The following is a 25,598-nucleotide window of genomic DNA, read 5'->3' as shown; positions in this document are numbered from 1 at the left end:
CGGGCAGGCGGGCTGAATTATAGTGTGCAGGATATGCAGTATTTTTTGCATTTCTGGTAGTTTTTGTTATGTAGATAAGAAAATATCACAGACATCTGTTGTTGCGGGTGCGGCCGGGGATGGATGCTTTTCCAAGGATATTTTAAAGTTCTTTAATATTTCTTCTTGTTTAAGAAGAGTTGCATGGGTGGGGAATGTCATGAACGATACAAAAAAGCGCCGCAAAGGCCGCGCAGTCGACAGCGTGCAGGTCGAGCAGGCTCCGAAACCGGCTGCCGTCCGTAAGTCTACACGGGCAAAAGCAGCCGTGGCGGAAGAGATTTTTGAGGAGCCCACAGACCTGCTGTCCAGCCTGCCTGCACGCCGTGCCACCCGCAAGGCCCAGGCTTCCGAAAAACCTGTGAAAGCTGCTGCTCCTGCCCGCAGGAAGGCCGCTGCCGCCCCTGTGGCCGAGCCTGCACCGGCAAAGCCTGCTGTAACCCGTGGTGCAGTAGGGCGCCCGGCAAAGGTGAAGGCCGTGAAAGCGGAAGTCCAGGTTGAAGCCCCCAAGGCTCCGGCCCGTGGGCGTCCGGCTGCTGCCAAGCTGGCCACCAAGGACAAGGCCGTGGCTGAAAAGCCAGTGAAGGCCCCGGCTCGCACACCGCGCCGCAAAGCGGTTGAAGACGTCGTAGTGGTTGCAACCCCCACGCCGCGCCGCCGCAAGGCCGCCGTGGTGGAAGCCGTTGCCGCAGCACCCGCCAAGGGAAAAGCTGTGGCTGCCACAAAGGAAAGCCCCAAGGCGGCAACGACTGGTCGGGGCACAACTGGCACCCGTTCACGCGCAGCGGCAAAGGAAGAAGCCGCACGCCCGCTGTCTGCTGTTGAAAAACTGCGCATCGTGCAGGAACGTCGCCGCCGCAAGCGGTATGACCGTCTGGCGGCTGAAGCTGCTGCGGCAGAGCAGGAAAAGGCAACCCCTGCCCGTAAGCGTAAGGCGACCAGAAGCCGTTAAAAGACCTTAGGTTTTTTGCGCCTGCAAGGGCTGGTCACAGAGTGTGGCCAGCCCTTTTTATTGGGTTCTGGATACTGAAATTGCAAACTGTTCATGTTTTTCTGACAGTTTGATAACGACTTTGTATCCCTTCTGTTCTTGTTTTCCTGTTGTCGAAACAGGGCAGAGAAACACAGGCTCTTTGCCGAGCTTAAGGGACAGGGCCAGTCAAAAAGGCGATGGGTGGTGACACTCATCGCCTCCATAAGACGACACTCTTTATTGTATTGTCCGGGGTATTAATTCCGTGGGAGCAGGCTTGGTGCCGTGCGTATTTCTCCCACTGTCTGGCCGTTCCAGTTGGTTAACTTTCTGGCCAAGAAATGTTCCAGAATAGGGCTTTCTATTTTCCCGAAGCGTTTGATCATCGCGGCTGCTGCGGCTTCCGCACCACGGATGCCACCATCCCGGCATTTAATGGCAATGCCCAGCCCTTGCTCGGGTAGGGCGACTGTCATGACACCTTCTGCTCCCATTTTGGTCAGCACGCGGGGGGCGAGTTCCTGCATGACAAGGGTGTCAAACTGGTCGGTGCCTGCAATCATAAACGGGTTGGCGCTTATGGCGGTGCGCAGCCTTTTGGCCGCTGCTGCGTCGTCGGGGGTAAGGTGGAGCCCGGTTGCAAACCGGGCAAACCCCAGCGCCAGCGCCGTCAGGGGGACAGCCCAGGTGGGAATGGCGCAGCCATCCACACCACGGTTGGCGTCGGTGTGGGGGGTGTCCATCACGCTGGCGAGCGTGTGGGCAATGCGGCGCATGACAGGGTGCTGGGGGTTGGTATAGCCCTCGGCTGGCATGTTGCTGGCGCAGGCCAGACAGATAAAGCCTGCATGCTTGCCCGAACAGCAGTTGTGGAGCGCGCAGGCCTCTTCCCCCGTAGCGGCCAGTGCGCGTGTGGCAGCACTGTCCAGTGGCCAGTGAGTGCCACATTCCAGTGCGTTCTGGTCCAGCCCTGTGCGGGCCAACATATCCAAGGCTGTGGCAATATGTTGTGGCTCTCCCTGGTGTGAGGCACAGGCCAGTACCAGCGCGGCGTCTGGTAAGTCAAAGTGATCTGCCGCGCCATCTGCCAGCAGAGGCAGGGCTTGCAGGGATTTGGCGGTCGAGCGTGGGAAAATGGGGGTTGAGACATCCCCTGCGGTAAAAACCAGCCCCCCTGCGGCATCCACAACCGCGATTGCGCCGTAATGGCACGATTCCACATGCCCGCCCCGCAGGGTTTGGGCCAGAAGCACATCATCCGTCATGTTGGGTTCGCCTGTTGCCATGTGTTGTTGCGCGATATGGTCATACAACTCCGGGCAGGGTGTTGTAGAGAGCCACATTCACTATGCAGGCAGGCTCAGGGGGCTGAGAATGTGGGGGCGCTGAACCGTCAGCACCCGCAGAGCAGGTAGCAGGGCGAGGCAAATTCCGCCGAATGGTCGGGTTCAGGCTCCAATGCGTCTTCCACCATAATCCGGCGCAGGCGCAGCACCACGTCCTGTGTGCCGGGCGTGTCCATCCTGTCTTCGGCAAGCTTGGCCAACCATGGGGGAATACCCGTGTGTTCTGTCAGCATGAGTGGGGTGCGGCGGTTAAGGGGCAAACCGTCCAGCAGAAAATTTTCAGCCTGTTCCAGCGGGGCAACCAGATACAGAAAACCATCGCAAGAGCTGCGCTCCCTCCGTAGGCCGCTGCCGTGCACAAGCGTGCTGGAGGGTACAATGCTCAGGCGGAGTTCATCTGGCAGAAAGCGGGTGCGGGGCAGGGGTTGCAACGGCAGGGAGAACAGGTCGGTCTGGTTGCCTGCGGCGGTGGACAGGGGCATGGCGCGCGCTTTGCGGGCTCGCCCCGCTCCAGCCCGACGGGTGGTGGCCAGACTGGGAAAGAGCATCTGCGCGGGATGAGGGGGAGGGTGCGCGCGCATGGTGCTGTGTCAGGGGATGGCAGGGTGGCTGGCCGCCGCAGTGGCGGTGCAGGTGGCGCACAGACCTTCAACCTCCACCGATGCGCTGTGCATGGTAAACCCCTTTTCAGCACACAGGCTCCTGAGCATGTTCAGGATGGTGGGGGTGTCGGCAATTTCCGTGACCCCACCACACCCGCGACAGATGAGAAACTGGGCCGTGTGCAGGCATGGCTCGGCTGTGTCGTGGGTATGGCTGTCATGGGCCTCGTGCAGCAGGTGCGTGCAGGGCACAAAGGCAGACAGCCGCTCGATCCGGTGGATCAACCCGTGTTCGAGCAGAAAATCCAGCGCCCGGTAAACCGTGGGTGGGGCAGGGCGGCGGTCGGAAATACGCAGTTGTTCCAGCAGGTCATAAGCCCCCACAGGAGCGTTGGAGCTTAGAATAAGCCCCAGCACATCGCGGCGTTGTGCGGTCATGCGTCCGCCCTGACTGGTGCAGAGCTGGGCCGCATGGTCCAGTTGTTTCAGTGTGCGGGCTGAAAATCCGTAGGGGTCGTCGGTCGAAGGGGCGTGCTGCTGGGTGCTTGGCATGTTCATCTTCCGTTCTCTGTCTCCTCTAGCTTATCCGAGCTGTCAGGGGAAGGCCAGAATTCACCCAAGGGGAGTGACGGGGCCATGGAACTGATGTAATAGTATTACACTTTGAAAAACAGGACAGACATGGGCGCACAGGGTCGCCATTGCGTGGGGGGCCGGGTTCGTGCGCGTGTCGCCGGACTGGCGCTGGCGGCTTTGTGCATGCTGCCGGGGCTGGCGCAGGCCGAGCAGGCATCTCCTTTCTCTGTTGTTGTAGCTGAAAATACATGGGCCGATCTGGTGTCGCAGGTCGTCGGGCCGGACATGACGGTAACAGTCGTGTTGCAGTCCCCCTTGGCGGACCCCCATGTGTATGAGCCTACCCCGGATGATGCCCGGCATGTGGCCGATGCTACCCTGATTGTAGGCAACGGTGCTGGGTATGATGCCTGGCTGGACAGGCTTGTGGGGGCCGCAGGCCTGCCTGCCGCCCATGTGGTGCGGGCATCGGACTGGCCGGGCTGGCAGGATGGTGCCAACCCGCATTTGTGGTTTGATGTGCAGGTTGTCTCGGATTTTGTACGCCGCTTTACAGCGGCCTGCCAGCAGGTGGACCCCGCCCATGCACAGGCTTATGCCGCACGTGCAGCCCGGCTGCTGGCCGCAATCGATGCCGTGGCGGCTGATATGCAGAAGCTGCGAGGCCATATTGCAGGCCAGCATGTGGCTGCGACCGAACCGTTGTTTACGCCGCTGGCGGACCGTCTGGGCTTGGTGATGGAGGAAGAAGCCTTCCAGATAGCCATTATGAATGGGGTTGAGCCTGCCCCGGCTGCGGTTGCTGCCTTTGAGTCCGACCTTGCTACACATCGGTTGCGGTTGCTGGCGTATAACCAGCAGGTTGAGGAACCCTCGGTTGAGCATCTGGTTGCCAAGGCGCGGGCTGCCGGGGTGCCTGTTCTGCCGCTGACGGAAATGCTGCCTGCGGGCGAACATTGGCAGGCATGGGTCAGCGGTGTGGTCGCGCAGGTGGCACGTTTGCTGGGTGCCGCGCCATGAGTTCTCCAATGTTGCAGGCCTGTAGCCTGACGGTGCTGCGTGGCGGGCGCAAGGTGCTGGACTCGGTCAGCTTTGATATCCCAGCTGGGAGTTTTGTTGGCGTTCTGGGGGGTAATGGCGCGGGTAAAACCTCGCTATTTCGGGCGATTCTGGGGTTGGAGGCTCTGGCCGGAGGGCAGGTGCTGGTTGGCGGACAGATTCGTCTGCCAGGGCGTAACCCGGTTGGCTATATGCCCCAGATTCGCGGGCTGGTTGCGGGCCAGTTAAGCGGCTGGCACATGGTGGCAACAGCGCTTGATGGCGCAGCTTGGGGTCTGCCATGGTACGGTAAGGTGGCTCGCAGCAAGGTGGATGCCGCATTGGCGGCGGTGGATGCCCAAGACCTCGCCCACCGGCCCGTTGCCTCCCTGTCCGGCGGGGAAAGGCAGCGGCTCTTGCTGGCTCAGGCGCTACTGAACGACCCCCGTATTCTGCTGCTGGATGAACCTCTGGCCAGCCTTGACCCCGCCCGTATGCGTGACACCGTACGGCGTATTCATGCGCTGGCGCAGGCCAGAGGGCTGACGGTGCTCATGTCCACGCATGACATCAATCCCATGCAGGGTTTTATGGATCATGTTCTGTATCTTGCGCAGGGCAAGGCGCTGCTTGGCACGGTGGATGAGGTTATGACCACCCACGCCCTGACGGCCTTGTATGGCGCACCGGTTGAAGTTGTGCAGGCTGGTGGCCGCCTGTTTGTGGTGGCGGAAGGGGGGGGCGATACCCTGCATTCCTGCGACTGTGGGGGCGTGGCCGGGTAATGCTGCATTACGAATTTATGAGGGCGGCGTTTGCCGCAGCCTTTCTGGTGTCTGCTGTGTGCGGGCCGGTTGGTTGGTTTCTGGTTTTGCGTGGGCAGGGGTTTGCCAGCCATGCGCTGGCCCATGTCGGCTTTGCCGGGGCGGCGGCGGCTTTGCTGGCCGGGCAGCCTGCCCTGCTGGGCTTCGGGGCTGGGTCTGTCGTCAGCGGTGTTGCCATGGGGGTTGCGGGCGGGCGTGTCATGGGGCGCGATGTCATGATCGGCCTTGTGCTGTCGCTTGCCATGGGTACGGGGGCCTTATGCCTGCACTTTCTTACCCGCTCGGCCAGTGCTGCAACCACGCTGCTGTTTGGTGACATTCTGGGCATTAGCCCCAGCATGGTGTGGACATTGCTGCTGCTGTCGCTGGCCTGCCTTGGGGCGCTGGCCTGTATGGCCCGGCCTTTACTGTTTGCAACCTTGCAGCCAGAGGTGGCCGAGGCCAGAGGTGTCCCCCTGCGGCTGATGGACATCATGTTTCTGGCTCTGGTGGCCGTGGCAACGGCGGAATGCGCGCAAATAACAGGTGTGCTGCTGGTGTTTACGCTCATGATCGCCCCTGCGGCTGCGATTGTCAGGCTGGGGGTGGGGCCTGTTGGAGGCATGGTGGCCTCGGCCGGTCTGGCGGTTGTTGAGTCGTGGGTGGGGCTGGTGCTGTCGTGGTACACAGGCTGGCCAGCGGTTTTCTGGATTGCGGTTCTGGGCTGCACGGGCTTTGGTCTGGCGCTGGGACTTGCCCACATGCGCCAGCGCAGCATGCGCTGAGAAGATATCGGTCGCCGTGATCTGATGGTTCTGGCTTCGGGATGATGACGAGGTTTTGGTCTCGTAGCAGTGCTTTGGATGCCCAATAGTGGCGCATTTCTTTAAGAAAATGACAGGGCTTAAGAAGCCCGATTCTGCTTTCGGATAGCGTTAGCGGTACTTGCGTTGGGGGCATTTGGCGCCTCTTGCAGGAGAGTACCGCGCGCACTGGGGCGGGTTTTGGAATCCCTGCATCAGAAAGCAGGTTTAGAGGTTATGAGAGATAGGTTTTGCTTTCTCTCTTTGCTCAGGGCTCTGCCCTGAAACCCGGAAGGGGCCTCAGGCCCCTTCACCCCATTTTATTATAGAGGGGAGGGCGGTGGGGCGATAACCGCAGCTCTTTTTCACCCCAACAGCGATAGCTGGCGGGGTTCCTCCGGGCCGGGAGGGTGGCACAGGGCGGAGACTGTAATCCCCAGCAACCGCACGCCCGTTCGTAGGGGCAGCAGGGGGCGGAGCAGGCTCATGCTCACCCGGAGCAGTTCGCCCGCGTCAGTCAGTGGCTGGGTGATGGAACTGGCGCGTGTGATCTGGGTAAAATCCGCATGGCGGAGTTTGAGCGTAATGGTGCGGCCGGACAGTTCGCGTTTTTCACATCCGGCCCAGACCTTTGTGGCCAGCTCTTGCAGGGCTGTTTCCAGGTCCTGACGGGTATGCAGGTCCTGGATGAAGGTTGTTTCCTTGCCCAGTGATTTGCGCGGGCGGTTGACCTCGACAGGGCGCTCGTCCTGCCCGTGGGCAATGCCGTGATAGAACGCGGCGGCCTTGCCAAAATGCCGTTGCAGCGTGGCGAGGGGAAAAGCCCGCAGGTCGGCCCCGGTTTCGATTCCCAGAGCATTCATGCGCCGTGCTGTTGCAGGGCCAATACCGTGGAAAGTGCCGACAGGGAGGGCTGCGACAAAATTTTCACCCGCACCGGGGGGGATCACAAACTGCCCATTGGGTTTGCGGTGGTCAGACGCCAGCTTGGCCAGAAACTTGTTGTAGGAAATACCGGCCGAAGCCGTAAGGCCTGTCTCAGCCAGAATCGCGGCGCGGATGTCCTCGGCAATGGCCGTGGCTGATGGGCGGCGTATGAGGGGGCGTGTGACATCCAGATAGGCTTCATCGAGGGAAAGCGGCTGGATCAGAGGCGTATAGCGGGCAAAAATGCTGTGAATATGCGCCGAAACGGCGCGGTAGACCTCAAACCGTGGAGGGACAAATACCAGATGCGGGCAACGGCGCAGGGCCAGAAGGGATGGCATGGCCGAGCGCACCCCAAAAATACGGGCCTCATAACTGGCAGCGGCTACAACGCCACGTTCGCGGCAGTGGCCGACAGCCACGGGCCGCCCTTTCAGGGCTGGGGCATCGCGCTGCTCAACCGACGCATAAAAGGCGTCCATGTCGATGTGGATGATACGGCGGATCTGGAGTGTCATCTCGCGGGGAGGTTAGCATACCCCGCGAGATTATGGAACAAAACAGAAACGTATTTATGCGCGGCCCAGCATGTTGCCGGGTCTGGCGGAAACATAGCCCCAATGGCGGCGCGCAGCAGGCATCCGCGCCATGGGGGAGGGCGTGGGGCGCATGTTCAGGTCATGCCAGCGTGCAAGGGACAGGGCCGCAGTGGCAGGGTAGGACACGCTCGGCCCGCTCTGGCTCCCGCCTGTAAAAGGCGACAGGGCACGCGCTGTCCGGCGTGACAGCCAGTAGCCAGCCCCTGCAAGGCATGCCCCCAGTGTTGTCAGGGCTGCGGCCATACGGGTTTGCAGCCCGCCGGAGGGGAGGAGCGACCGTAGCAGGGCGTGCATGTCGGTTTCGCATTCATTCTGTGCGGCCTCGGTGGCCAGCAGCAGGGTATATTCGGTTTCCGTGACAGCCAGGGCGCTGCCGCTGCGAATATCCAGCATCGGAATTTCCAGCGCGGCCATATCGGTCAGCGCGCTGTGGAATGCCTGGGCGACAGCCAGAAACTCCTGGCGGAAGCAGGGCATGAACAGGCCACCCGCCGTGCCGGAGCAGGCGCGGGTGCCGGTTTCGCGCCCGGCCAGACGGCGGATGGTCCACAGGGTCAGGCGTTCGCTGGAGGGCAGATCGGTGAGGTAGAGAGGAGTTGATGTCATGGCGCGCTTTGGAGGGGGCTGGCCTCCATCCCTTGATGTGCTCTGATAACTCCGTTTTAAATGAGAATAATAATCAATATCAAGAAAAACTTTTCATCAGATCCTCCCGCAGGCCGGGTGCGTGGTTTTCCTCTTTCCTTGCCGGGGCACTTGGGGCAGTACTCACGGCATGTCCGCACTCACATCCCTTTCCCTGCCGCTGCTGCGCCGCCTAGATCCGGAAGCAGCGCATGAGCTTGCCCTGGATGCCCTGACCCTGGGCGTATCCGTTCCGCTGCGCCGCCCGGAGGACGACCCCGCCCTGGCAACGCGTGCCCTTGGTTTGCGGTTTTCCAACCCCATTGGCATTGCGGCGGGCTTTGACAAAAATGCCCGTGTCCTGCGGCCCATGGCGCGTATTGGCTTTGGGTTTGTTGAAGCGGGAACCGTGACCCCACGCCCGCAGGCCGGGAATCCAAAGCCCCGCCTGTTCCGGCTGGAAGAGGACAGGGCCGTTATCAACCGCATGGGCTTTAACAATCAGGGGATCGACCGTTTTGCGGTTCGTCTGGCCCGGTTGTCCCGGCCGCTGCCATCGGGGCGTGGTGGTGGCGCTGGTGTGCCTGTGGGGGCCAATATCGGTATTAACAAGACTGGGGCCGATCCCGAGCGCGATTACCCGGCTCTGGTGGCACGGGTAAAGCCGTATGTACACTATATTGTGCTCAATGTGTCCTCACCCAACACACCGGGTCTGCGCGGCTTGCAGGATGCTGCCCGCCTGAAGGGGATTCTCGACGCCATTGCTGCCCGTCATCCCGAACGTCCGCCCCTGCTGGTCAAGCTGGCACCGGACCTGGAGGATGATGCCATTCCCGCTATTGTTGAAGCCGCAGTGGCAGGAGGCGCACAGGGGCTGATTGTCAGCAACACCACGCTGGCCCGCCCGCTTAATCTGCAAAGCTCCAATAAGGGTGAGACTGGCGGCCTGTCCGGGCGGCCACTGGCCCCACGTGCCATTGCCATGCTGCGGCTGGTAGCGCAGGTGGCAGCCGGGCGGCTTGCTCTGGTGGCCTGCGGCGGTATTGAAAGCGGGCACGATATTCTCGAACGTATCCGCTCCGGTGCGGATCTGGTGCAGGTGTACACGGCTTTTGCCTATGAGGGGCCTGCTCTTGTCGGGCGTCTCAAGCGCGAGATGCTGTCCATCATGCGGCATCAGGGGATTGAGAGCCTGGATGACATTCGGGGCACAGCATTATGAGCACACACACACCGCTGGCTATTCTGCCCGGCCTGTCGGCTCTGGCCGACAGGTATGATGGTTATATTGTTGATCTATGGGGCACCGTGCATAACGGCGTGGTGCCGTTTGAGGGTGCGATTGCCTGCCTTGAGGCATTGCGTCGGGCTGGCAAGAAAATTGTCATGCTGTCCAACGCCCCGCGTCCGGCCCATGTTGTGGTCGGGCAGCTTGAAGGCTTTGGCGTATCCCGCGACCTGCATGACGGCGTGATGACCAGTGGTGAGGAAACACATCGGCTTTTGCTGGAGCGGACCGACCCCTGGTTTGCCCGTCTGGGTCAGGCGGCACTGCATATTGGCGGCACGCATGATCTGGCTTTGTATGAAAAGCTGAACATCCAGCGTGTTTCCACCCCCGAAGAGGCCGACTTTATCGTTAACACCGGGCCTGATCTGGAGCGGGGTGTGGCATCGCTGGACCCGTACCTGCCAGAACTGCGGGCCAGCCTTGCCCGGCAACTGCCCATGATCTGCGCCAACCCGGACAGGGTTGTGGTCAAGGGTGGGCAGCGGCAGATCTGTGCCGGGGCATTGGCCGCGTTTTATGAGGAACAGGGCGGGGACGTCCGTTGGATCGGCAAGCCCTATCCGACAGTGTACGAGCCCGTATTCACCATGCTTGGTGTGCCGCGTGATCGTATCCTGGCCATTGGTGACGCGCTGGAAACCGATGTAAAAGGGGCCGCCGCCGCCGGTGTGGACAGCCTGTGGGTGCTGGGTGGCATCCATCAGGAAATGATCGGGAATGACGCAGCACTGGCTGATGCCGAGGCCCGTTCTGCCGGTCTATCCCCCGTGGCTGCTGTGCCGCGCCTGGTGTGGTAAGGGTGGCCCCATAGGCCAACTACGTTTGTAGCCAAGGCTTGCCAAAAGCACGCCTTGGCCCTTTACGCAGCGCGGCATGCCCTGCTGCGTAAAGGGCTGGAAAAGCGCTCAGAAATCCGGCTGGGTCTGCGCCAGCAGTCCGCCAAGCCGCAGCGGGGCCATACGGCGTGCCAGCCCGGTGCGGTCATCTGTTTCTACCATAAGACCGCAGACGGTTGCCTCCCCTTCAGCAGGTTGCAGGCGGTCGGTGGGCATTTTGCGCACAAAGCGGGTCACGGCGGCATCCTTGCCCATGCCAATGACACTGTCATAATCCCCACACATGCCTGCATCGGTCTGAAAGGCCGTGCCAGCCGCCAGAATACGGTGGTCTGCCGTGGGGGTATGTGTGTGCGTGCCAACCACAAGGGAGACACGGCCATCAAGCATATGGCCCAGCGCCCATTTCTCACTGGTGGCTTCGGCGTGGATATCTACCACAATGGCCTGCACTGTCGCACCTAGCCGGTGCTTGGTCAGCAGTTCGTTCAGGCTGCGGAAGGGGTCGTCCAGCGGTTCCATAAACAGGCGGCCCATGGCGTTGACCACAAGTGTCTTGCGGCCATCAGCCAGTTCAACCACCACGCTGCCCTGTCCGGGTGTGCCGGGTGGGTAGTTGATGGGGCGGATAATACGGGGCTGGGTGTCAATATGGCCGATCAGGTCGCGCCTGTCCCAGGCATGGTTGCCAAGGGTAATCACATCCACCCCGCATTCCAGCAGCGACGTGCCAATAGCAGGGGACAGGCCAAACCCATGGCTTGCGTTTTCAGCGTTGACCACCACCAGGTCCAGCGCCAGCGTCCGGCGCAGGTCGGGCACCCGGCTGATCACGGCTTCGCGCCCGCTGCGGCCGACAATGTCGCCCAGAAAAAGGAGTCTCATGGGCGGGTTGGTCCGGCGGGTTGGTTAGTCAAAACGCAATGTCTCCTTTTCGGTTACGATGCACGACAGGGGTTGGTCATGCGGGCCTGCGGGCAGGCTCTCGACTTCCTGCGTGGAGGGAGCATAACCGATTCGCGCAGCGTCAGGCAGGGTGGCCAGGGTGCGGTCGTAATAGCCGCCGCCATAACCAAGCCTGTTACCAGCTCTGTCAAACCCCAGCAAAGGGACCAGAACAGTCTGCGGGGCAAGGCAGTCGCCCTCTGGGTGCTGGGTGCCAAAGCGGCCGGACAGCATGGTGCAGTCCGGGCTCCAACGACGGAAAATCAGGGGGTTACCACGGGGTGGTGTTTCTGGCAGCACCAGCACAGCTCCGGCGGCATGTAGCCTGTGGCATAGCGGGCGTAGGTCCACCTCGTCAGGCAGGGGCCACACACCGGCGATGATCTGGCCGGGTCTGGGCTGTAAAAGCTGCATCAGCCTGTCGGCTATGGCGGAATCGCGCGTTACGTCGCGGGCACGCAGGGCCGCAGCACAGTGCTTGCGTAAGGCCACCTTGCTGGCAGCAATGTCGGGGGGATCACCCTGCGTAGCAGGGGGGAGCGGAGCCACCATGACCGTGGGTCTTTTCAACCTCCAGGACCTGCGAGTGCAGGTGGGCGCCGGATAATGTGACCAGGGCCACAACAGAGCCAGCTCCCTAAGGAGTGCTTATCGGCCCAGGGGATGACATGCCTCACGTATCGGGCAGCCCCGCATCCTGTATGTAGGCCTGTTCCAGTTCCATCGCAAGGGCTTCGGCGCGTTCTGCCAGTTCGGTCAGGCGGCTGTTCTGCAAAGCCTGCTCGGCCCGCAGGCGTTCGGCTTCGCGCGCAGCCTGGGCTGTTGCGTCGGGCACCTTGTTGCCGGAAAGATCCTGAATTTCATCAGCCATGATCAGGGCTGCCAGCACCAGCACGCGGGAATCGCCGCTAAAGCCCATGTCGCGCACGCGTTGTACGCGCCGGTCAACCTGGTGGGCCATGGCCTGTACGTGGCGTTCCTGCCCGTTTTCACACCCTACGGTGTAGCTGTGGCCATTAATCTGAACGGAAACGAGCGCCATGGTCAGGCCCCTTCACCGGGTGTGGGTGGGGTGTCGGGCTGCGGGGGGGCTGACCGCTCCAGCGCATCGCGCACCCGCAGGATCAGCGCATCCACGTTGGCCAGCAGTTCCTGGCGTTCCATGCTCTGGCCTCCCTGTTTTTGCCGCCCTTTGTCCAGAGCGAAGGAAATGCGCTGCAGGGCGCGATCCAGGCGGACAACAGGGCTCTCAACCTCGGCGGAGGGAGGCTGGCTATGTTCGTTCTCTGATGGAAAGGCCGGGCCCACGGCTTGATCCTGCATTTTTTTTCCTCTCTTAAGGGCAGGAATCACCTGCAAATGCGATGGCGTCAAGCATGCTCATGGAAAAGCGTCCTTTTTTACCACTCCCCGGCATACCTAGGCACTTTGTCCTTGTGCCGGATATGGCGGGTGGGCTGCGGGGGCTTGAAGTGGCGCGCGCTATGGGCCTGCTGGGCGGAGAATCGGCCACAGGTCTTGCACCACCCGGCCTGCTGTCTGCCGTTGGGGCCGGGCGTTTTATGGGCGTGCCCTGGTGGCAGGCTCTTGTGCGGGAGTTGGAGCAGGCTGCTGGGCAGCCGCTTGTGCATGTGCTTGATTGTGGGGCCAGCGCACCCCACGCCGCCATGGCACTGGCGCAGGGCCAGCGTATGGCGGTGTTGGCAGGGGCGGGGCGGCAGCATGACGCCGTAAGGGCGTTATACAGGCAGGAAGGAGGGCTCCTTCTGGCCTGCAGGCCGCCCACGATCGGGCTGTAAGGCGCATTTTGGGCTCATGCCCTCTCTTGCCGCGCATTTGCCACACGTTTATTGCCATGTGACAGCGTCCGGGAAATAACATGCCGGACACAAGGGCAAAGGAAGGACAGTTTCAGCATGACACTTACCCCTCAGGTCAAGGCCATTCTCAACAACTACGAGAGCGATAACCCCGGCACCAAAATGAACCTGGCCCGGCTGCTCAACGCAGGCCGTCTGGGTGGCACCGGCAAGCTCGTGATCCTGCCGGTCGATCAGGGGTTTGAGCATGGCCCGGCCCGCTCCTTCGCGCCGAACCCCGCTGCATACGACCCGCACTACCACATTGAACTGGCTGTCGAAGCCGGGCTGAGCGGTTATGCCGCACCGCTGGGCATGCTCGAATGTGCTGCGGCATCCCACGCTGGGGAAATCCCGCTTATTCTCAAGTGCAACAGCTCCAACAGCCTTGCGACCGAGAAAGACCAGGCCGTGACCGGCACCGTGGCCGATGCGCTGCGTCTGGGTTGCTCGGGCATTGGGTTTACCATCTATCCGGGGTCTGAATACTGCTTCGACCAGATGGAAGAACTGCGCGAACTGGCGTCCGAAGCCAAGGCCGCTGGCCTTGCCGTGATCCTGTGGAGCTATCCGCGTGGCCCCGGTCTGGACAAGAAGGCCGAAACCGCGGTTGACGTGTGCGCTTATGCGGCCCACATGGCGGCGCTGTGCGGCGCGCACATCATCAAGGTCAAGCCGCCGACCGATGTTGTCGCTCTGGACGCCAACCGTCCGTCCTATGAAAAGAACGACATTGACATTTCCACCCTGCCGGCCCGGATCCGTCATGTTGTGCAGTCCAGCTTTGCTGGCCGCCGGATTGTCATTTTCTCGGGTGGTGAACACACCGGGACCGATAACCTGCTGACCACCATCAAGGGCATCAACGACGGTGGCGGCTTTGGTTCCATCATTGGCCGTAACGTGTTTCAGCGTTCCAAGCCGGAAGCTCTGGCCCTGCTGGACCAGATCATTTCCATCTTCAAGAACTAAGCAACAGGGCAGGCTGCAGCGCAGGGGACAGAGCAGGTATGGTATGTGAACTTTATCCCGCAACACCTCTCCTTGAGGATACAGCGGGTTTCATACCTGTGCTGGAGCGCGCTCTGGCGTGCTGCCAGCCTGCGGCCCTGCTGCTGCGGCTGGCCCCGATGCCTGACATCCAGGCCGAGGCCCAGCTCAGCCTGATCCAGCCGATCATTCAGGACCGGGGCATTGCCCTGATGCTAGAAGACAGGCCGGAACTGGCACGGCAGGCCGGGTGCGATGGGGTACATCTGAGCCCCGACTATCGCGCCCATTCAGTGGCCGAGGTTCGCCGCCTGTTGGGGGATACCCTGCAACTGGGCGTTGGCGTGGGTGCAAGCCGCGACAGCGCCATGCGTGCGGGAGAGGACGGAGCAGACTATATCTGCTTCGCCCCCGAGGCGGACGCCGGGGCGGATGGGTTGGGTCAGGTTGTCGCTCTGGCCCAGTGGTGGGTGATGATGATGGAACTGCCGGTTGTGGCCTGTGCCCACGACCCGGAACAGATTGCCGCCCTTGTCGGCAGCGGGGCAGATTTTGTCATGCCCGATACCCAGTGGTGGGATAACCCTGTCAGCCTGCCGGGCTGACGGCGTAACCGCTAAACGCCAGCCTGTCGTCAGCTATGGTCTGCGCGGGCGCTGGGGGGCGGCAGAAGCCCCTGCGTAAAGTACAGAATGCCGTTTGACTGCGGCACGTCCACGACCCAGAGCCGTGTCGACACACCATGCCCATTTTCCAGTATGATCTGCCCGGTTGTGGCATCCAGCCTTGCCAGAATGCCTGCGCCATCGAGCGTAGGTAAATGAGCCTGATGGCTGGGGCTTGCCAGCACTGCGGCCCGAATACGCGCCTGTGTCCACCGGCCCGGCACAATGGAATAGGCCCCTATGGCGCGGGCCTGTGCCACCAGTGTGTCCGGTATGCCCGAGGTCTGCGGTGCGGCGTAGCTTTCCAGCGCGCTGTTGGGAATGCCAAAGACGGTAAACGGCCCATTCTGCTGGAGCAGGGATAAAAGCCCTGCTTTTTCCAGCACGCGGCTATAGTTGGCCATTTCTATGGAGGCACGCAGGGTTTCCGACAGGGGACGGTCGCAAAAGGCGGGTGTTTGCGGGTTGGGGTAGGCCACGGCACTGTCGGGGCTGGCCCGCAGGTCGTCCGCCCCGGTGTGGTTGGCCGGGGTATAGGTGCGGGTGCCCGTAACGGTTGGCAGCATGCGCGCGCAGGATGCTGTGGGTGTGGTGTAAATATCCTGCCGGGCGTCAGGCTGATGTGTGCAGCCCGCAGCCATGCCTGACAGAACCAGCAACAGGCCCGTAGCAAGGCGGGTGTTGTGGCGGGTCAGCGGGGGCATAGAGCGGGGCATGCGGTCTCTCCGGCAGGGGGCCGTCAGGGGCGGCTAGCAGCCATCACCCTTCATGGTCCAGGCACTGACAATGCCGTTCACAAGTTCAAAGGTTGTCTGGCAGCTATAGGTATAGGCCATGCCGCCACCGCCCCAGCCTGGTCCACCCCAGCCGCCGCCCCAACCCCAACCGGGTCCACCCCAGCCACCACCCCAACCCCAGCCCGGACCACCCCAGCCCCAGCCACCCATGGGCATGGTGTAGTCTGTCTCCTGATGGATATAGGCGAGGAAGGTGTGGTCCCCGGTGACAAATTCACGGTTGGGAACACCAAAGGCCCGCACAACGTCAGTGGCCTGCTTACCGACCATGGAGTCGAGCAGCTTGCGCTCCTGCGGGGATGGCACCTGACAGGCGGCAAGGGCGAGAAAGCTGACAATGGGCAGTATCTTGGCTGGTTTCATGGCAGACCGGTTCCTGATGGAAAAAGACGCATAGGGCCATGAGGCATCTTACAGGAGTGTTGCAGAGTGGCCGCCCATCCACAAGACATCCTGTATGCGTGGGGTTGCGCAGGCCAGCATGACCAGACGGTCAAACCCCAGAGCAATGCCCGAGCATGGGGGCATATGGGGCAGGGCGTCCAGCAGGGCATCGTCCATCGGCCAGTCGGTGCGCTGGGGGTAAAGCTGCTGGCGTAGAGCACGGTCGGCCTCAAACCGGGTGCGCTGTTCGGTGGGGTCTGTCAGTTCCTCAAACGCGTTGGCCAGTTCCATGCCTGCGGCGTAGAGTTCAAACCGCAGGGCCACGCGTGGGTCGTGGGGGGCTTTGCAGGCCAGAGCTGCCTGGCTTGCAGGCCAGTGGGTCAGAAATGTCGGGCGTGTGCGGCCTATGGCAGGCTCTATCCGTTCCAGCAGCAGGCGGAAAAACAGGTCCTCCCAGCTTTCTCCTTCACGCAGGGGGCAGTGGGCGGCAAGAGCCAGCTTATGGGCATCACCCTGGGTGGCCAGCAGGTCACACCCGGCGTGGCGCTGAAAAGCATCGGCCATGCTTAACCGCTCAAAGGGTTGGGTCAGGTCCAGTGTGGTGGTGCCATAATGCACGGTGGGGGGGAGAACAGCCCGGAGCAGGGCTTCAGTCTCATCCATCAGCCCATCCAGTCCTAGGTGGGGGCGGTACCATTCCAGCATGGTAAATTCCGGGGCATGCAGGCGGCTGCCCTCCGCATTGCGCCAGACACGGGCGAACTGGAAAACAGGCAGGCCCGTTGCGGCGACAATCCGCTTCATCGCAAATTCCGGGCTGGTGTGCAGGAAGAGCCGGTGCTGTGTGCCCTCGGGCGTTTCATACTCGGTGCCAAAGGGCAGAAGGTGGACCTCCTCCCCCGGTGTGGGCACGGCATAGGGTGTTTCCACCTCCATGCAGCCACGGCTTTCCAAAAAGGCGCGGCAGGCGCGCATGACCAGTCCCCGCCGTATCAGATGGGGCATACGGTCACGAATACGGAGCGGGTCTGGCCCGACGGAGGGGACAAGGGGTGTTGCAGATACCGACATGGGGAGAGTAGAGCCGGTATATGTCTTTACCGGTCAAGCCCCCATTATCCCCCGGCAGAACGCTCCGCACCCCAGAGGACCTGGTGGCGGCAGGGCTGGTGCCTGCCGACCAGCACAGAATGCTGGAGGCCGTTGCCCAGCAGTATGCAACGGCGATCCCGCCAGCCTTTCTGGACCTGATCGAGCAGCCTGATGATCCCATTGGTGTGCAGGTTGTGCCATCGGGGCTGGAATTGGAGGTCACTCAGGCAGAACGCTCTGACCCGATCGGGGACGACGCCCTGTCCCCCGTGCCAGGCATTGTGCACCGTTATGCCGACCGCGCCTTGCTTAAGCCCCTGCTTGTCTGTCCGCTATACTGCCGCTTCTGTTTCCGGCGGGAACATGTGGGGCCGGATGGTGGCGTGCTGGATGACGTCGCATTAAACACGGCGCTGGACTGGTTGCGCACACACACCCAGATTCGCGAAGTGATTCTGACAGGGGGTGACCCGCTGATGCTGTCGGCCCGCAGGCTGGCCAGCATCATGCAGGCGCTGGAGAGCATGGCGCATGTGACCACCATCCGCCTGCACACCCGTGTGCCTGTAGCTGCGCCGGAGCGGGTGACGGATGCCGTGCTGGATGCGCTGGAGAGCAACAAGGCGGTCTGGATGGCGGTACATATCAACCACGCGCGGGAACTGTCACCTGCCGCACGGCAGAGCCTTGGGCGTATTATGCGCCGTGGTATTCCCCTGCTCGGGCAGTCGGTACTGCTGCGTGGCGTGAATGATAGCGAACAGGCGCTGGAAGACCTGTTCCGCGCCATGGTGGAAAGCCGCATGCGGCCCTATTACCTGCACCAGCTAGACCCGGCCCCCGGCACCGCGCGCTTTCATGTGCCTGTGCAGGAGGGGCAGCGCCTTCTGGCCGGGTTGCGTGGGCGTGTGACTGGTCTGGCCTGGCCCCTGTATGTGCTGGACATACCCGGAGGGCACGGCAAAGTGCCGCTGGGGCCGGAGTATGTGGAAGGGCCATTGCGTGTGCGTGACCCCGCAGGCAACCCGCATGATCTGGCGCGGCTATAGCTGACAGGGGGTGGTGACCTTGCCGGGCAAAAAGGCAGGCCACCACACATAAGGCAGCCTGCATAGCCGGAGGGGCAGGGGGTCTTCACCCCGCTGTAAAAGCCTGGTTCAGAGAGCGGGGATTAACTCTCCGCTTTTAACCGGCTTTTTCTGGAGCTTTGCGGTTCACCTCGGTTTGAGGCGAGTAGTTGGTAGGTGGCCAGTATTACTGGCCAACGGCTGCTCCCCCTGTATGGCGGCGGTCATAGCCCCCGTAATACGGCACAGCCCCCTGTAGGCCCAACTTGGGACCACCCACCAGAATACCTTCCGGCATGCCCCATGGGGCGTGCGGGCGGAAGTGATAGCCCTCGTGCTCCAGCGTGCGCTGCACTTCGGGGCTGATTGCCCCCGACTCCACTTCCACCGTGTCGGGCATCCATTGCTCATGCACACGTGGCAGGTCGATGGCCTGTTGGATATCCAGCCCGTAATCAACCACACCCAGCACAACCGACAACACAATAGTGGGAATCCGCGAGCCACCTGGGCTGCCAATAACCAGCACCGGCTTGCCGTCGCGGGACAGGATGGTGGGGGTCATGGAGGACAGCGGGGTTTTGCCCGGTGCAATGGCATTGGCCAGACTGCCGGGGATGCCAAACATGTTGGGGGCACCCGGTTTGATCGAGAAGTCATCCATCTCGTCATTCAGGATAATGCCTGTCCTGCCGCCCATGACCTTGGCCCCGAACCAGCCATTGAGTGTGTAGGTGGTGGAAATGGCAAAACCGTCGCGGTCAATGACGGAAAACTGGGTGGTCTGCGGCTTTTCGGGCGAGACCTCTCCAGCGTTCAGGCTGGTGGAAGGGACAGCCCTGTCTGTGGGAATACTGGCCCGCACGGCGTCAAGATACGCAGGGTCAAGCAGATGGGTGACAGGGTTTTGCACAAAGGCCGGGTCGCCAAGGTTGCGCCTGTCGGAATAGGCATGGCGCATGGCTTCAATTTCGCGTTGCAGGGCCGGGGCCGTGTGCAGGCCCAGCGCGTGCATGTCATAGCCTGACAGAATGCCCAGAATTTCGCACAGGGCGACACCACCAGCACTGGGTGGGGGCGCGGTTTCTACCGTAAAGCCCCTGTAGCCACAGCTGAGTGGCGGTAGTTCGCGTGGTTTGTAATGTTCAAAATCCGCCATCTGGAGGATGCCACCATTATGGTGGGAGAGTTTGACAAGGGTCCGCGCAATCGGCCCCTTGTAGAAGGCGATTGCCCCATCGCGGGAAATAAGATCAAGCGAGTTGGCCAGGTCTTTCTGGATCAGCCTGTCCCCCACACGCAGGGGGGAGCCATCGGGCCGCAGGAAAACCGCACGGGCATAGGGGTCTTTGCGGAAGGCCTCGGTTGATGTTGCCAGCAGGTCCACATCACCCTGACGCAGGATAAAACCGTCGCGAGCCAGTTTGATTGCGGGTTCCATGACAGTCTGCCGGGTCAGGTGGCCCCAGCGGCGGTGCATTTCCTCCAGCCCGGCGACGGTGCCCGGTACTGCTACAGCCTTCCAGCCCAGGGTGGACTGGTTGGGCAGCGGATTGCCCTGTGCATCCAGATACATATCGGCTGTTGCCGCTAGAGGCGCTTTTTCACGGAAGTCGAGGAAAATACCCGGTTTGCCGGGGGGGCGTAGCAGCATAAAGCCACCCCCGCCCAGACTGCCCGCCGCAGGATAGACAACGGCCAGAGCATACCCCATGGCGGCAGCGGCATCGGCCGCATTGCCGCCTTTGGCCAGAATCTGCGCCCCCGTTTCCGACGCAAGCGACTGGGCGGACACGGCCATGCCGTGCTCCCCAAACGCCGGGGGCAGGGCGGACAGCGAGTCTGGTTGTAGGGCGTTGAGTGTCAGGGGGTCTGTCGGGACCGCGCCCGCCGTGCCCGCCAACCCGCAGCATAATGCCAGCGCAAAGGTCAGAGGGCGGAGAGGGAAAAGGCGGAACTGGGGCGCGGTTGTCATGGAACTTACCCTTTTGTGACGTAGGGGGGGCAGGTGTAACCAGCCGGAGAGAGGGTGAAGATTTCGTAGCCCGTTTCCGTCACGGCCAGCATGTGTTCAAACTGAGCAGACAGGGAGCGGTCGCGGGTCACGGCTGTCCAGCCGTCGTCAAGGATCTTGACCTCAGGCTTGCCGATATTGAGCATGGGCTCGATGGTAAACACCATGCCTGCCTTCAGCTTCATACCTTCGCCGGGGCGGCCGAAATGCAGGATATTGGGTTCGGCATGGAAGGTACGGCCGATACCATGACCGCAGAAGTCTTCAACAATCGCGTAGCGGTGCTTCTGGGCATGGGTCTGGATGGCATGGCCAATATCGCCCAGCGTGGCGCCGGGGCGCACGACTTCAATCCCGCGCATCAGGCTTTCGTAAGTCACGGTCACCAGCTTTGCGGCTTTGATGGCAACCTTGCCAACTGTGTACATGCGGCTGGTATCGCCAAACCAGCCATCAAGCTGCGGGGTGACATCGATGTTGACGATATCGCCTTCCTGCAGCGCGCGCTCGCCCGGAATACCGTGGCAGACAACATGGTTGATGGAAATACAGCACGACTTGGGATAGCCGCGATAGTTCAGCGGGCCGGGTACCGCGCCATGGGCCAGCGTGTAGTCGTGGATGATACGGTCAAGCTCTTCAGTCGTAACGCCGGGCTGGACATAGGGGGTGATCATGTCAAGCGTTTGTGCCGCCAGACGGCCTGCTGCCCGCAGACCTTTGAAGTCTTCTTCCGTGTGGATGACAATGCCACCTCTGCCCGCCATTCTCTCTTCTCCGTGCTTTTGGACTGACGCCTGTTGCTCAGCAAAGCGGCAAAGATAAGACAGCAAACGCTAAAGGCAACCCGCATTCATGTCAGGGGCTGCCATTCGGCGGTGTGCGGGCATGATTAAGGCGGGTTCTCAGGTCCGGTTGTGGGCGTGGCCCGTGCTGTGGCTGCGTACATGCCCTGTGGATGCAGAGATGGTGTGCACCCGTGCCCCAATCAGGCGCACATGGTGGCCATGCGCCACAGGGGTAGTCAGGCCGTGGTGGTGGGCAAGCCGCAGGTGGCTGCCGGGGGCAGGGGCTTCTGCAAGTTCAAGAGGAGCATGGCGGTTGGCCGCAGCCAGAGCCACCATGTGGCGCTTGTGACGGCCACCGTCCTGCGGTGTTGCACGGGCGAGAATGAGCGGGCGGGCAACCGGGGCCACGCCTTCGGCATCAAAACCACGGTCAAGCTGGTCGGCCATCAGTGCCGAGCGCTGGGAATTGCTGGACGCCCCCATGACCACAGCAACCAGCCGCACATTGTCGCGGATGGCGGAGGTAACAAGGTTACGCCCGGCTTCCTGCGTGTAGCCCGTCTTCATCCCGTCGGCTCCGGCATAGGCCTTGAGCATCGGGTTATGGTTGGGGATCATCCTGCGGTGGAAGCGGAAGGCCGGGGTGGAGAAGTAGTGGTAGTATTCAGGAAAATCGACAACAAGCCTGCGGCCCAGGGTGGCAAGGTCACGCGCGGTTGTCATCTGCTCCGGGTCGGGCAGGCCAGAGGCATTGCGGAAGACCGTGTTGGTCATCCCCAGGGACTGGGCCTGCTGGGTCATCATGGAGGCAAACTGGGGCTCGCTCCCGCCCCCGATCAGTTCGCCCAGGGCGCAGGCGGCATCGTTGGCGGATTTGGTGACAAGGGCGAGAATCGCCTGCTCAACGGTCAGATGCGTGCCGGGCACAAGGCCCAGCTTGGACGGTTCCATGGTGGACGCGTGGATGGAGACGGGCACCGTCTGATCCAGCGTAATGGCCCCCGCCCGTAGCGCGTTGAAGGTCATATACAGCGTCATCAGCTTGGTCAGGCTGGCGGGATAGCGGCGCAGGTCCGGGTCGCTCTGGGACAGAATGGCACCCGTGTTGGTGTCCATCACAATTTCGCTGATATGGCCGGCATACTGGGCCTGGGCGCTGCCAGATGCGGCAAGCCCGCCCACAGTCGCCCCAATGACGGCCAGCGCCCGCCATACCCGTTTTGCCGAACCCGCCTTACCGCCTGCTGCCTTTGGCTGCATCGCCTGTCTTTCCGCCACTGCTACCCCCGCCTTTTCGCTGGCAGGACACTATTCAGCCTGCCGCCCAGAATCGCAAGACCGCGGCTGTTAAAAACACTGGGGCAGATCGGATCTGTCCCCGGTTTTCAGACATGGCAGTTTGTTCATGACATTTTCGTGCCCTATGTGGCACAAATAAGGCGGCTTTTGCCGGATTGCGGCCGTCACCCTGCGGGTATGTTGCCTGATCCCCTTTTGTCTGTCCGCCGCTTTCCGGTATGACACCCACAGACAGCCTGTTTCCCTGCAACCCGTAGCCCGGAGTTTCGGCCCCATGCTTTTGCATCACTATCCTGAACTGCATACAGGCAACGGGCCGTCGCGGCATGATGGCGGCGGACAGGACTCAGACGGGGACACCGCCGATATTGGCGTGGTCGTGCGTGCCAAGCCCAAGACCCGCAAGCCCGCGATGTACAAAGTGCTGATGCTCAACGACGATTACACGCCTATGGAATTTGTCGTGTATGTGCTGGAGCGCTTTTTTCAGAAAAACCGGGACGAGGCGACCGACATCATGCTCAACGTCCACCGCAAGGGGGTCGGAGTCTGTGGCGTGTTTACCTACGAAGTGGCGGAAACCAAGGTTTCCCAGGTGATGGACCTGGCCCGGCAGAACCAGCACCCCCTGCAATGCACCATCGAAAAAGACTGAGTGTTTCCCACGAGTCCTGCATAAAAAAACGTTTGTGACATTTTTTATGCGCTTAATGACTCGCATTTCCCACCGAAGCAGCCAAATATGGTGACAGGGCATCCGACTGTGGCGCTTTGCTTTGCCACCTTTGGAAAGCCCGGGGAAAGGAGCGTCTCGTCATGTTGTCTCGCAATCTGGAACAGACGTTGCATCGGGCGCTTATTCTGGCTGGTGACCGCCACCATGAATATGCAACGCTCGAGCATCTGCTCCTCGCTCTGGTTGATGATGCCGACGCCGTCACGGTGTTCCGGGCGTGCGGGGTTGATCTCGAACGCCTGCGGACAGACCTGACGGGGTTTCTCGACAAGGATCTTGCCGGGTTGGCATCCGACCGGCCAACCGAACCCAAGCCGACTGCCGCGTTCCAGCGCGTGATCCAGCGTGCCGCCATCCATGTCCAGTCCACCGGGCGGGACGAGGTGACAGGTGCCAATGTGCTGGTCGCACTGTTTGCCGAGCGTGAAAGCCATGCGGTGTATTTCCTGCAACTGCAGGACATGACCCGGCTGGATGCGGTCAATTTTCTCTCGCACGGTATTGCCAAGGCACCGGACCGGTCCACGCGCCGCCCCGCCACAGGTGCCGCCCCCGGTGCCGAAAAGGGAGAGGAGCCGGAACGGGTGGAAGCCAAGACGCAGAAAAACCAGGACGCCCTGTCAACCTACTGCGTCAACCTCAACGACAAGGCGCTGGCAGGCAAGGTGGACCCGCTGATCGGGCGTGATACCGAAATTGAACGCACGATCCAGATTCTGTGCCGCCGCACCAAGAACAACCCGCTGTATGTGGGTGACCCCGGCGTGGGCAAGACCGCCATTGCTGAAGGTCTGGCCCGCAGGATTGTGGAAGGCAGCGTGCCCGAGGTGCTGCTGCAATCCACCATCTACTCGCTCGACATGGGCGCGCTGCTGGCTGGCACCCGCTACCGGGGTGACTTTGAGGAACGCCTGAAAGCGGTGGTGACGGAGCTGGATCAGGACCCGCACGCCATCCTGTTTATTGATGAAATCCACACCGTCATTGGTGCGGGGGCAACGTCGGGCGGGGCTATGGATGCCTCCAACCTGCTCAAGCCCGCGCTGGCGGCTGGCACACTGCGCTGCATCGGATCGACTACCTACAAGGAGTTCCGCCAGCACTTCGAGAAGGATCGCGCTCTTGTGCGGCGCTTCCAGAAGATTGATGTGCCCGAACCCACCATTGATGATGCGGTTAAAATCCTGCGTGGCCTCAAAGGCAGTTACGAAAAGCACCACAAGGTGCGCTACACGGACGAAGCCATCCGTGCGGCGGTGGAACTGTCGGCCCGCTACATCCATGACCGCAAGCTGCCCGACAAGGCTATTGATGTCATTGATGAGGTTGGCGCATCCCGCATGCTGCAACCCGAAGGCCGCCGCCGCAAGACGGTGAACCTGAAGGATGTGGAAGACATTATTGCCCGCATTGCCCGCATTCCGCCCAAGAGCATCTCTGCGGATGACAGGGAAGTCCTGCGTTCGCTTGAGCGTGACCTCAAGGGCATGGTCTTCGGGCAGGATCAGGCGATTGATGCGCTGTCCGCCGCCATCAAGCTGGCCCGTGCTGGCCTGCGTGACCCGGAAAAGCCGATTGGCAACTATCTGTTCTCCGGCCCCACCGGGGTTGGTAAAACGGAAGTGGCCCGCCAGCTTGCCACAGCCCTTGGGATTGAACTGATCCGCTTTGACATGTCGGAATACATGGAGCGGCACTCAATCTCGCGGTTGCTGGGCGCACCTCCGGGTTATGTCGGCTTTGACCAGGGTGGTCTGCTGACCGATGCCATCGACCAGCACCCCCATGCGGTTCTGCTGCTTGATGAAATCGAGAAGGCACACCCTGACCTCTATAACGTGCTGTTGCAGGTTATGGATAACGGCCGCCTGACCGATCACAACGGCAAGACAGTCGATTTCCGCAATGTCATCCTGATCATGACCACCAATGCCGGTGCGTCGGATATGAGCAAGGAGGCCGTGGGCTTTGGCCGCAAGGTGCGTGAAGGTGAGGATGAAGAGGCCATCAAGCGCCTGTTCACGCCTGAATTCCGCAACAGGCTGGATGCGATTATTCCCTTTGTGCATCTGACCCAGGAAATTGTCGGGCAGGTGGTGGAGAAATTCGTCCTCCAGCTCGAAGCCCAGCTGGCAGACCGGCATGTCACGATCGAACTGTCCTCGGCTGCCAAGGAGTGGCTGGCGGAACGTGGCTACGACAGGCTCTATGGTGCGCGGCCTCTGGGCCGGGTTATTCAGGAGTCCATCAAGAAGCCGCTGGCGGAGGAACTCCTCTTTGGCCGTCTTGCCAAAGGTGGTGCCGTCAAGATTGGTCTGAAGAATGGGGAACTGAGTTTCGACATTCTCGAAAACAACAGCCCTGCAACGCCACCTTCGGGCGAGGATGAACGCGGGAGCGAGCGGGAGGAAGAAGCCGCCGACTGATCAGGCGCTTTTTTCTTCAGGTTTTTCAGCACACACAGGCGGCTGGCCGGAATATTCCGGCCAGCCGTTTGTTTTT

At 61.6% G+C, this 25,598-nt stretch carries 26 protein-coding genes, 1 other RNA gene and 1 pseudogene; 12 read left to right on the top strand and 16 right to left on the bottom strand.

Annotated elements, in window-relative coordinates:
• The first annotated feature begins 199 nt into the window (after positions 1-199).
• Positions 200-991: a hypothetical protein gene (locus tag FLP30_RS02630; protein WP_149278467.1), complete on the top strand. Its 792-nt coding sequence runs from the start codon at positions 200-202 to the stop codon at positions 989-991.
• Between the two features lie 278 nt (positions 992-1,269).
• On the opposite strand, the gene FLP30_RS02625 is transcribed toward FLP30_RS02630, so the two are convergent.
• The 3 genes from FLP30_RS02625 to FLP30_RS02615 all read right to left on the bottom strand — a co-directional run bounded on the left by FLP30_RS02625 (position 1,270) and on the right by FLP30_RS02615 (position 3,518).
• On the bottom strand, positions 1,270-2,277 hold the full coding sequence (locus FLP30_RS02625) for an asparaginase (protein ID WP_149278466.1): 1,008 nt from the start codon (positions 2,275-2,277) through the stop codon (positions 1,270-1,272).
• 128 nt (positions 2,278-2,405) lie between these two features.
• The gene (locus tag FLP30_RS02620; protein WP_246856566.1) at positions 2,406-2,939 is read right to left on the bottom strand and encodes a hypothetical protein; all 534 of its coding nucleotides are present in this window, start codon (positions 2,937-2,939) and stop codon (positions 2,406-2,408) included.
• Between the two features lie 9 nt (positions 2,940-2,948).
• Positions 2,949-3,518 (bottom strand): transcriptional repressor, encoded by a 570-nt coding sequence (locus tag FLP30_RS02615; protein ID WP_149278465.1) that lies wholly within the window; start codon positions 3,516-3,518, stop codon positions 2,949-2,951.
• Between the two features lie 123 nt (positions 3,519-3,641).
• Between FLP30_RS02615 and FLP30_RS02610 the strand changes: the two genes are divergently transcribed.
• From FLP30_RS02610 to FLP30_RS02600, 3 genes are read left to right on the top strand one after another with little or no spacing between them, the layout of a single operon-like run.
• Entirely contained in the window at positions 3,642-4,556 is a 915-nt protein-coding gene (locus tag FLP30_RS02610; protein ID WP_246856565.1) for a metal ABC transporter solute-binding protein, Zn/Mn family, read from the top strand.
• Positions 4,553-5,359 (top strand): metal ABC transporter ATP-binding protein, encoded by an 807-nt coding sequence (locus FLP30_RS02605; RefSeq protein ID WP_149278464.1) that lies wholly within the window; start codon positions 4,553-4,555, stop codon positions 5,357-5,359. The genes FLP30_RS02610 and FLP30_RS02605 overlap by 4 nt, the downstream gene beginning before the upstream one ends.
• On the top strand, positions 5,359-6,162 hold the full coding sequence (locus FLP30_RS02600) for a metal ABC transporter permease (protein ID WP_149278463.1): 804 nt from the start codon (positions 5,359-5,361) through the stop codon (positions 6,160-6,162). The genes FLP30_RS02605 and FLP30_RS02600 overlap by 1 nt, the downstream gene beginning before the upstream one ends.
• A gap of 383 nt (positions 6,163-6,545) precedes the next feature.
• On the opposite strand, the gene dinB is transcribed toward FLP30_RS02600, so the two are convergent.
• Complete coding sequence (gene dinB / locus FLP30_RS02595) at positions 6,546-7,625, bottom strand: DNA polymerase IV (protein WP_149278462.1); 1,080 nt, start codon at positions 7,623-7,625, stop codon at positions 6,546-6,548.
• A 54-nt stretch (positions 7,626-7,679) separates the two neighbouring features.
• On the bottom strand, positions 7,680-8,312 hold the full coding sequence (locus tag FLP30_RS02590) for a hypothetical protein (protein WP_149278461.1): 633 nt from the start codon (positions 8,310-8,312) through the stop codon (positions 7,680-7,682).
• Between the two features lie 169 nt (positions 8,313-8,481).
• Between FLP30_RS02590 and FLP30_RS02585 the strand changes: the two genes are divergently transcribed.
• Together FLP30_RS02585 and FLP30_RS02580 are read left to right on the top strand one after the other, a co-directional pair.
• A complete protein-coding gene (locus FLP30_RS02585; protein ID WP_149278460.1) occupies positions 8,482-9,555 on the top strand; it encodes a quinone-dependent dihydroorotate dehydrogenase in 1,074 nt (357 codons plus the stop codon).
• Positions 9,552-10,421 (top strand): TIGR01459 family HAD-type hydrolase, encoded by an 870-nt coding sequence (locus FLP30_RS02580; RefSeq protein WP_149278459.1) that lies wholly within the window; start codon positions 9,552-9,554, stop codon positions 10,419-10,421. Before FLP30_RS02585 ends, FLP30_RS02580 begins: the two co-directional genes overlap by 4 nt.
• A 108-nt stretch (positions 10,422-10,529) precedes the next feature.
• On the opposite strand, the gene FLP30_RS02575 is transcribed toward FLP30_RS02580, so the two are convergent.
• From FLP30_RS02575 to FLP30_RS02555, 5 genes and pseudogenes are all read right to left on the bottom strand, one after another.
• Positions 10,530-11,345 (bottom strand): TIGR00282 family metallophosphoesterase, encoded by an 816-nt coding sequence (locus tag FLP30_RS02575; RefSeq protein WP_149278453.1) that lies wholly within the window; start codon positions 11,343-11,345, stop codon positions 10,530-10,532.
• Positions 11,346-11,369: 24 nt separating this feature from the next.
• Entirely contained in the window at positions 11,370-11,957 is a 588-nt protein-coding gene (locus tag FLP30_RS02570; RefSeq protein WP_149278446.1) for a 5-formyltetrahydrofolate cyclo-ligase, read from the bottom strand.
• Positions 11,944-12,099, bottom strand: a non-coding RNA gene (gene ssrS / locus FLP30_RS02565) — 6S RNA. The genes FLP30_RS02570 and ssrS overlap by 14 nt, the downstream gene beginning before the upstream one ends.
• Positions 12,100-12,240: 141 nt before the next feature.
• Positions 12,241-12,447: pseudogene (locus FLP30_RS02560) on the bottom strand (cell division protein ZapA); the annotation flags it as partial.
• Positions 12,448-12,449: 2 nt separating this feature from the next.
• Positions 12,450-12,728: a hypothetical protein gene (locus FLP30_RS02555; RefSeq protein ID WP_149278439.1), complete on the bottom strand. Its 279-nt coding sequence runs from the start codon at positions 12,726-12,728 to the stop codon at positions 12,450-12,452.
• Positions 12,729-12,787: 59 nt separating this feature from the next.
• Between FLP30_RS02555 and FLP30_RS02550 the strand changes: the two genes are divergently transcribed.
• From FLP30_RS02550 to FLP30_RS02540, 3 genes are all read left to right on the top strand, one after another.
• Positions 12,788-13,204 carry a hypothetical protein gene (locus FLP30_RS02550; protein ID WP_149278432.1) on the top strand — a complete coding sequence of 139 codons (417 nt, stop codon included), beginning with the start codon at positions 12,788-12,790 and terminating at the stop codon, positions 13,202-13,204.
• A 117-nt stretch (positions 13,205-13,321) separates the two neighbouring features.
• Complete coding sequence (locus FLP30_RS02545; RefSeq protein ID WP_149278424.1) at positions 13,322-14,236, top strand: class I fructose-bisphosphate aldolase; 915 nt, start codon at positions 13,322-13,324, stop codon at positions 14,234-14,236.
• 38 nt (positions 14,237-14,274) lie between these two features.
• A complete protein-coding gene (locus tag FLP30_RS02540; RefSeq protein ID WP_149278417.1) occupies positions 14,275-14,859 on the top strand; it encodes a thiamine phosphate synthase in 585 nt (194 codons plus the stop codon).
• Positions 14,860-14,888: 29 nt separating this feature from the next.
• Here FLP30_RS02540 and FLP30_RS02535 read toward each other — a convergent pair whose 3' ends face one another.
• From FLP30_RS02535 to epmA, 3 genes are read right to left on the bottom strand one after another with little or no spacing between them, the layout of a single operon-like run.
• Positions 14,889-15,635 (bottom strand): fasciclin domain-containing protein, encoded by a 747-nt coding sequence (locus tag FLP30_RS02535; protein ID WP_149278410.1) that lies wholly within the window; start codon positions 15,633-15,635, stop codon positions 14,889-14,891.
• A gap of 33 nt (positions 15,636-15,668) precedes the next feature.
• Entirely contained in the window at positions 15,669-16,079 is a 411-nt protein-coding gene (locus tag FLP30_RS02530; RefSeq protein ID WP_149278401.1) for a hypothetical protein, read from the bottom strand.
• 48 nt (positions 16,080-16,127) lie between these two features.
• Positions 16,128-17,171: an EF-P lysine aminoacylase EpmA gene (epmA, locus tag FLP30_RS02525; protein ID WP_149278393.1), complete on the bottom strand. Its 1,044-nt coding sequence runs from the start codon at positions 17,169-17,171 to the stop codon at positions 16,128-16,130.
• Positions 17,172-17,191: 20 nt separating this feature from the next.
• Between epmA and FLP30_RS02520 the strand changes: the two genes are divergently transcribed.
• The gene (locus tag FLP30_RS02520) at positions 17,192-18,241 is read left to right on the top strand and encodes a lysine-2,3-aminomutase-like protein (RefSeq protein WP_149278386.1); all 1,050 of its coding nucleotides are present in this window, start codon (positions 17,192-17,194) and stop codon (positions 18,239-18,241) included.
• A 205-nt stretch (positions 18,242-18,446) separates the two neighbouring features.
• On the opposite strand, the gene ggt is transcribed toward FLP30_RS02520, so the two are convergent.
• The 3 genes from ggt to FLP30_RS02505 all read right to left on the bottom strand — a co-directional run bounded on the left by ggt (position 18,447) and on the right by FLP30_RS02505 (position 22,321).
• Positions 18,447-20,234 (bottom strand): gamma-glutamyltransferase, encoded by a 1,788-nt coding sequence (gene ggt / locus FLP30_RS02515; protein ID WP_149278378.1) that lies wholly within the window; start codon positions 20,232-20,234, stop codon positions 18,447-18,449.
• 5 nt (positions 20,235-20,239) lie between these two features.
• The gene (gene map, locus FLP30_RS02510; protein ID WP_149278372.1) at positions 20,240-21,040 is read right to left on the bottom strand and encodes a type I methionyl aminopeptidase; all 801 of its coding nucleotides are present in this window, start codon (positions 21,038-21,040) and stop codon (positions 20,240-20,242) included.
• 138 nt (positions 21,041-21,178) lie between these two features.
• Complete coding sequence (locus tag FLP30_RS02505) at positions 21,179-22,321, bottom strand: D-alanyl-D-alanine carboxypeptidase family protein (protein ID WP_149278363.1); 1,143 nt, start codon at positions 22,319-22,321, stop codon at positions 21,179-21,181.
• Between the two features lie 313 nt (positions 22,322-22,634).
• On the opposite strand from FLP30_RS02505, the gene clpS reads away from it, so the two are divergent.
• Positions 22,635-23,015, top strand: coding sequence for an ATP-dependent Clp protease adapter ClpS (gene clpS / locus FLP30_RS02500; protein WP_149278356.1), 381 nt, complete (start codon positions 22,635-22,637; stop codon positions 23,013-23,015).
• A 161-nt stretch (positions 23,016-23,176) separates the two neighbouring features.
• The gene (gene clpA / locus FLP30_RS02495; RefSeq protein WP_149278342.1) at positions 23,177-25,522 is read left to right on the top strand and encodes an ATP-dependent Clp protease ATP-binding subunit ClpA; all 2,346 of its coding nucleotides are present in this window, start codon (positions 23,177-23,179) and stop codon (positions 25,520-25,522) included.
• Positions 25,523-25,598: the final 76 nt, after the last annotated feature.

The sequence above is a fragment of the Acetobacter vaccinii genome, from assembly GCF_008365315.1.
GTDB classification, from domain to species: domain Bacteria; phylum Pseudomonadota; class Alphaproteobacteria; order Acetobacterales; family Acetobacteraceae; genus Acetobacter; species Acetobacter vaccinii.
Note: the sequence above shows the minus strand (reverse complement) of the source record. Positions and strands in the feature narration are given on the sequence as shown.

What these genes read in the sequence shown, in the direction of transcription:
- FLP30_RS02570 (WP_149278446.1), bottom strand. Translation starts at nt 11,957, where the DNA reads ATGGTGGCTCCGCTCCCCCCTGCTACGCAGGGTGATCCCCCCGACATT.
- FLP30_RS02535 (WP_149278410.1), bottom strand. Translation starts at nt 15,635, where the DNA reads ATGCCCCGCTCTATGCCCCCGCTGACCCGCCACAACACCCGCCTTGCT.
- FLP30_RS02625 (WP_149278466.1), bottom strand. Translation starts at nt 2,277, where the DNA reads ATGACGGATGATGTGCTTCTGGCCCAAACCCTGCGGGGCGGGCATGTG.
- clpS (WP_149278356.1), top strand. Translation starts at nt 22,635, where the DNA reads ATGCTTTTGCATCACTATCCTGAACTGCATACAGGCAACGGGCCGTCG.
- FLP30_RS02585 (WP_149278460.1), top strand. Translation starts at nt 8,482, where the DNA reads ATGTCCGCACTCACATCCCTTTCCCTGCCGCTGCTGCGCCGCCTAGAT.
- dinB (WP_149278462.1), bottom strand. Translation starts at nt 7,625, where the DNA reads ATGACACTCCAGATCCGCCGTATCATCCACATCGACATGGACGCCTTT.
- FLP30_RS02600 (WP_149278463.1), top strand. Translation starts at nt 5,359, where the DNA reads ATGCTGCATTACGAATTTATGAGGGCGGCGTTTGCCGCAGCCTTTCTG.
- FLP30_RS02605 (WP_149278464.1), top strand. Translation starts at nt 4,553, where the DNA reads ATGAGTTCTCCAATGTTGCAGGCCTGTAGCCTGACGGTGCTGCGTGGC.
- FLP30_RS02550 (WP_149278432.1), top strand. Translation starts at nt 12,788, where the DNA reads ATGGAAAAGCGTCCTTTTTTACCACTCCCCGGCATACCTAGGCACTTT.
- FLP30_RS02575 (WP_149278453.1), bottom strand. Translation starts at nt 11,345, where the DNA reads ATGAGACTCCTTTTTCTGGGCGACATTGTCGGCCGCAGCGGGCGCGAA.
- FLP30_RS02540 (WP_149278417.1), top strand. Translation starts at nt 14,275, where the DNA reads ATGGTATGTGAACTTTATCCCGCAACACCTCTCCTTGAGGATACAGCG.
- FLP30_RS02530 (WP_149278401.1), bottom strand. Translation starts at nt 16,079, where the DNA reads ATGAAACCAGCCAAGATACTGCCCATTGTCAGCTTTCTCGCCCTTGCC.
- FLP30_RS02520 (WP_149278386.1), top strand. Translation starts at nt 17,192, where the DNA reads ATGTCTTTACCGGTCAAGCCCCCATTATCCCCCGGCAGAACGCTCCGC.
- FLP30_RS02505 (WP_149278363.1), bottom strand. Translation starts at nt 22,321, where the DNA reads ATGCAGCCAAAGGCAGCAGGCGGTAAGGCGGGTTCGGCAAAACGGGTA.
- map (WP_149278372.1), bottom strand. Translation starts at nt 21,040, where the DNA reads ATGGCGGGCAGAGGTGGCATTGTCATCCACACGGAAGAAGACTTCAAA.
- FLP30_RS02610 (WP_246856565.1), top strand. Translation starts at nt 3,642, where the DNA reads ATGGGCGCACAGGGTCGCCATTGCGTGGGGGGCCGGGTTCGTGCGCGT.
- clpA (WP_149278342.1), top strand. Translation starts at nt 23,177, where the DNA reads ATGTTGTCTCGCAATCTGGAACAGACGTTGCATCGGGCGCTTATTCTG.
- FLP30_RS02580 (WP_149278459.1), top strand. Translation starts at nt 9,552, where the DNA reads ATGAGCACACACACACCGCTGGCTATTCTGCCCGGCCTGTCGGCTCTG.
- FLP30_RS02630 (WP_149278467.1), top strand. Translation starts at nt 200, where the DNA reads ATGAACGATACAAAAAAGCGCCGCAAAGGCCGCGCAGTCGACAGCGTG.
- FLP30_RS02615 (WP_149278465.1), bottom strand. Translation starts at nt 3,518, where the DNA reads ATGAACATGCCAAGCACCCAGCAGCACGCCCCTTCGACCGACGACCCC.
- epmA (WP_149278393.1), bottom strand. Translation starts at nt 17,171, where the DNA reads ATGTCGGTATCTGCAACACCCCTTGTCCCCTCCGTCGGGCCAGACCCG.
- ggt (WP_149278378.1), bottom strand. Translation starts at nt 20,234, where the DNA reads ATGACAACCGCGCCCCAGTTCCGCCTTTTCCCTCTCCGCCCTCTGACC.
- FLP30_RS02555 (WP_149278439.1), bottom strand. Translation starts at nt 12,728, where the DNA reads ATGCAGGATCAAGCCGTGGGCCCGGCCTTTCCATCAGAGAACGAACAT.
- FLP30_RS02590 (WP_149278461.1), bottom strand. Translation starts at nt 8,312, where the DNA reads ATGACATCAACTCCTCTCTACCTCACCGATCTGCCCTCCAGCGAACGC.
- FLP30_RS02620 (WP_246856566.1), bottom strand. Translation starts at nt 2,939, where the DNA reads ATGCGCGCGCACCCTCCCCCTCATCCCGCGCAGATGCTCTTTCCCAGT.
- FLP30_RS02545 (WP_149278424.1), top strand. Translation starts at nt 13,322, where the DNA reads ATGACACTTACCCCTCAGGTCAAGGCCATTCTCAACAACTACGAGAGC.